The following is a 4,025-nucleotide window of genomic DNA, read 5'->3' as shown; positions in this document are numbered from 1 at the left end:
GCGCCGGACCACATCCAGCATGATGCCGCGATTCTCGTGCGTCGCGGTGATGTCGAGAAAGGTGAGTTCGTCGGCGCCGGCGGCATCGTAGGCGACCGCCGCTTCCACGGGGTCGCCGGCATCACGCAGGTCCACGAAGTTGATGCCCTTGACGACCCGGCCATCCTTCACGTCGAGGCAGGGAATGACACGGACCTTGAACATCGCGAGCAAATACTCTCAGGCTGCCGCACGCGCGGCGCGGATCAGCGCCAGCGCCTCGGCGGGATCGAGCCGGCCGTCATAGAGCGCGCGTCCGGCGATGGCGCCCGCGAGCTTCTTCGCGCGCGGCGCGAGCAACGCCTTCACGTCCGCGATGGAGGCGAAGCCGCCGGAGGCGATCACCGGGATTGAAATGCTGTCGGCGAGTGCGACGGTGGCGTCGAGGTTGAGGCCCTTCAGCAGACCGTCGCGCGCGATATCGGTAAAGATGATCGCCGCGACGCCCGCGTCCTCGAACCGCCGTGCGATGTCGAGCGCCGTCACCTCCGACGTTTCGGCCCAGCCCTCGACGGCAACCTTGCCGTCGCGCGCATCGAGACCGACCGCCACCCGTCCCGGAAATGCCTTTGCCGCCTGCTTGACCAGAACCGGATCGCGCACCGCGGCGGTGCCGATGATGACGCGCGCGATGCCCTTGCCGAGCCACGCCTCGATCGTCTTCAGGTCTCGGATGCCGCCGCCAAGCTGCACCGGCATGGTCACGGCCTTCAGCATCCGCTCCACGGCATCGGCATTGACCGGCTTGCCGGCGAACGCGCCGTCGAGATCGACCACGTGCAGATATTCGAAGCCTTGCGAGGCGAAGGCGCGCGCCTGCGCGGCAGGATCGAGATTGAACACGGTGGCCCGCGCCATGTCGCCCTGCTCCAGGCGAACGCATTGGCCGTTCTTCAGATCGATGGCGGGAAAGAGAATCACGGCTTCCACTTCAGAAAGTTCGAAATCAGGGCGAGCCCGAACCGCTGGCTCTTCTCCGGATGAAACTGGGTGCCGATCGCGGTGTCCCGGCCGACGATAGCCGTCACCGGGCCACCGTAGTCGGCGCGCGCCAGCACATCGGTCTCGTTGACGGCGTTCAGATGATAGGAGTGCACGAAATAGGCGTGGCGGCCTTTCGGTCCCAACGGCAGGCGGTCGAGCACCGGATGCTCGCGCACCGGATCGAGCGTATTCCAGCCCATATGCGGAATCTTCAGGCTCTCGTCGCGCGGTGAAATTTTCTCGACGTCGCCCGCGATCCAGTTCAGACCATCGGTCGTGACATGCTCCTTGCCGCGCGTCGCCATCAGTTGCATGCCGACGCAAATGCCCAGAAACGGGCGCGCCTTGTCGCGCACGACCTCGGTCAGGGCCTGGACCATGCCATCCAGCGCATCGAGTCCCCTACGGCAATCAGCGAACGCGCCGACGCCGGGCAGCACCACGCGATCGGCCCGGAACACCACGTCCGGATCGCGCGTCACCACGATCCTTTCCAGGTCTTCGACGCCGCGCGCCGCGCATTCGAACGCCTTCGCGGCCGAATGAAGATTGCCGGATCCATAGTCGATGATCGCAGCCGTCACCGCCGCATCCCGGGTTGCGGAAACAGGCCGACAATGTCGCTGCGCGGTGGTGGTGGCGAAAATGGCTGGCCCGAACCGTTACGGGTCGGCGGCGGCGCGCCGCGATCGACAGCCAACGGATCGAAGTCCACACCCCGCGTGACTGCCCAGCGATCGAAAAAACGTCGCTCGGCGGCCTCCCGGTCGTCCGCGAGGACGATGCCGAGCTGACGCCACTTGCGCCGCGACAGCGTCCAGCGCCGCAGGCTTGCCGCTTCCAGTCCCATCAGCACGGCGATCACCGCCATTACCGCGAGCCGCGTTCCGCCCCCGGCGCGCAGCAGCGTCATCGCGACTTCGAGCACGATCGACAGGACCATATATCCGGCGAACGCCAGCCAGAGCCGTTGATAAAGCAACCACAACGGACCGAACACGAAGGCCCAGAACGAAAAGCCGTCGCGAACGAACACGAATTGGTCCGTGGTGCCGCGCACGTCCGTTCCCTCGGCAGGCGGCGCATGGACTGTATAGACCGGCATGTGCACTCTCCGTCGACGACAGGGTGATCAGCCGCCAAGCTGACCCTTTGTTGACGGCACTTCGCCCGCGGCGCGCGGATCGATCGCCACCGCCTCACGAAGCGCCCGCGCCAGACCCTTGAAGCAGGATTCGGCGATATGATGGCTGTTTTCGCCATATAGGATCTCGACGTGCAAAGTCACGCCCGCATTGACCGCAAAGGCATTGAACCATTCGCGCACCAGCTCGGTGTCGAATTCGCCGATCTTGTCGCGCGGGAAATCGACCCTGAAGACCAGCATCGGGCGTCCCGAAATATCGATCACGACACGGGACAGCGTCTCGTCCATCGGCATATGGACGCCGGCGTAGCGGGTGATGCCGGCCATCGTGCCGAGCGCCTGCTTCACGGCCTGCCCCAGCGCGATGCCCACATCTTCCGTGGTGTGGTGATAATCGACGTGGAGGTCGCCGTCGGCCTTGACCGTGATATCGATGCGCGAGTGGCGGGCGAGCAGGTCAAGCATGTGGTCGAAAAAGCCGATTCCGGTCGCAACGGTGGCGATGCCGGAGCCATCGAGGTTCACCGCGACCTCGATGTCGGTTTCCTTGGTTTTGCGCTTGATGGTCGCCGTGCGCATGACGTGAGATCTCCGCATTGCGCATGATCTGCCAAAAAGGCGCTCGGATCACCCGCTCCTGAACGGGCCTTTTAACAGGCTCATGCTCCCTTCGCTACTGCGAGACGGCGCCTTTTGCGGGCTATGGTGACTAGTGGAGTGGATTTGACATTCGCCACCCAGCTGCCGCGGGTGCCGAGATGCGAATGTCAAATCCAAAACTCCACTGGAAACCTATAGTTGCTAGTGGTCCCTGCGATTCTCACATTCGCAAAAATACCTGCTGAAACGGGATGCGAATGCTAGAATCGGACCACTCGAATCCGCCAATTCGAACACCGATTGCAACGCCGCGCTGCAATGCCTAAATCTGGCGCATCACGAAGGGGTTCAGATGCAAGCATCACAGCCGGAGGTGTGGCACGGCACCACGATTTTGACTGTCCGCAAGGGCGGCAAAGTCGTCATTGGCGGAGACGGCCAGGTCTCGATCGGTCAGACCGTGATCAAATCCAATGCAAAGAAGGTCCGGAAGCTCGGCAAAGGCGACGTGATCGGCGGATTCGCCGGCGCCACCGCCGACGCCTTTACGCTGTTCGAGCGGCTGGAGAGCAAGCTCGAGCAATACCCCGGCCAGCTCACCCGTGCCGCGGTTGAACTCGCCAAGGACTGGCGCACCGACCGTTATCTGCGGCGGCTCGAAGCCATGATGCTCGTCGCGGACAAGGACGTGTCGCTGGTTCTTACCGGCACCGGCGACGTCCTGGAGCCGGAAGCCGGGGTGATGGCGATCGGCTCCGGCGGAAACTACGCGTTGTCCGCCGCGCGGGCGTTGATCGATTCCGACAAGGATGCGGAAGCCATCGTCCGCCGCTCGCTCGATATCGCCGCCGATATCTGCGTTTACACCAACCGAAACCTGACCATCGAGACGTTGCCCACGGATTGAGCGATGCCGAGCCCCGCATTCCGACAGATATTGCCCACCGCTCGATGATGCGCAGCGTATGAGCGCTTTGACCGGTCAAACCGATCCCCTGCCGTCAACGAGCATCTCGGTCGGCAAGGGGATTGCAATCGCGCTCGGCCTGGTCCTGCTGCAAGGTGCAATTCTCCATGCCATGGGCCGGGTCCCGATCTGCTCCTGCGGCTACGTCAAGTTCTGGCACGGCATCGTGCAAAGCTCCGAGAATTCGCAACACCTCACCGACTGGTACACCTTCTCCCACATCATCCATGGATTTCTGTTCTACGGCGCGACCTGGCTGATCCTGCCCCGCGCCCCATGGATCACCCG

At 63.6% G+C, this 4,025-nt stretch carries 7 protein-coding genes; 2 read left to right on the top strand and 5 right to left on the bottom strand.

Annotation, left to right across the window (positions count from 1 at the left end; genetic code table 11):
- The 5 genes from BGN91_RS09965 to hisB all read right to left on the bottom strand — a co-directional run.
- On the bottom strand, positions 1–204 hold a 204-nt coding region (locus tag BGN91_RS09965), incomplete at its 3' end, for a HisA/HisF-related TIM barrel protein (RefSeq protein ID WP_292612714.1).
- 15 nt (positions 205–219) lie between these two features.
- Positions 220–969 carry a 1-(5-phosphoribosyl)-5-[(5-phosphoribosylamino)methylideneamino]imidazole-4-carboxamide isomerase gene (gene hisA, locus BGN91_RS09960; protein WP_292612712.1) on the bottom strand — a complete coding sequence of 250 codons (750 nt, stop codon included), beginning with the start codon at positions 967–969 and terminating at the stop codon, positions 220–222.
- Positions 957–1,607, bottom strand: coding sequence for an imidazole glycerol phosphate synthase subunit HisH (gene hisH / locus BGN91_RS09955; RefSeq protein ID WP_292612710.1), 651 nt, complete (start codon positions 1,605–1,607; stop codon positions 957–959). The genes hisA and hisH overlap by 13 nt, the downstream gene beginning before the upstream one ends.
- Positions 1,604–2,128 (bottom strand): DUF2628 domain-containing protein, encoded by a 525-nt coding sequence (locus BGN91_RS09950; RefSeq protein WP_292612708.1) that lies wholly within the window; start codon positions 2,126–2,128, stop codon positions 1,604–1,606. The genes hisH and BGN91_RS09950 overlap by 4 nt, the downstream gene beginning before the upstream one ends.
- Positions 2,129–2,155: 27 nt before the next feature.
- The gene (gene hisB, locus BGN91_RS09945) at positions 2,156–2,749 is read right to left on the bottom strand and encodes an imidazoleglycerol-phosphate dehydratase HisB (RefSeq protein WP_292612706.1); all 594 of its coding nucleotides are present in this window, start codon (positions 2,747–2,749) and stop codon (positions 2,156–2,158) included.
- A gap of 373 nt (positions 2,750–3,122) precedes the next feature.
- Between hisB and hslV the strand changes: the two genes are divergently transcribed.
- Both hslV and BGN91_RS09935 read left to right on the top strand, forming a co-directional pair.
- Positions 3,123–3,677, top strand: a complete 555-nt coding sequence (hslV, locus tag BGN91_RS09940) for an ATP-dependent protease subunit HslV (protein ID WP_292612704.1) — start codon at positions 3,123–3,125, stop codon at positions 3,675–3,677.
- 58 nt (positions 3,678–3,735) lie between these two features.
- The coding region (locus BGN91_RS09935) for a DUF2585 family protein (RefSeq protein ID WP_292612702.1) at positions 3,736–4,025 on the top strand (290 nt) is incomplete at its 3' end.

This window comes from Nitrobacter sp. 62-13, from assembly GCF_001896955.1.
In the GTDB taxonomy this organism is placed as follows: Bacteria; Pseudomonadota; Alphaproteobacteria; order Rhizobiales; family Xanthobacteraceae; genus Nitrobacter.
This window is presented reverse-complemented; position numbering and strand designations above follow the sequence as displayed.

What these genes read in the sequence shown, in the direction of transcription:
- BGN91_RS09950 (WP_292612708.1), bottom strand. Translation starts at nt 2,128, where the DNA reads ATGCCGGTCTATACAGTCCATGCGCCGCCTGCCGAGGGAACGGACGTG.
- hisB (WP_292612706.1), bottom strand. Translation starts at nt 2,749, where the DNA reads ATGCGCACGGCGACCATCAAGCGCAAAACCAAGGAAACCGACATCGAG.
- hslV (WP_292612704.1), top strand. Translation starts at nt 3,123, where the DNA reads ATGCAAGCATCACAGCCGGAGGTGTGGCACGGCACCACGATTTTGACT.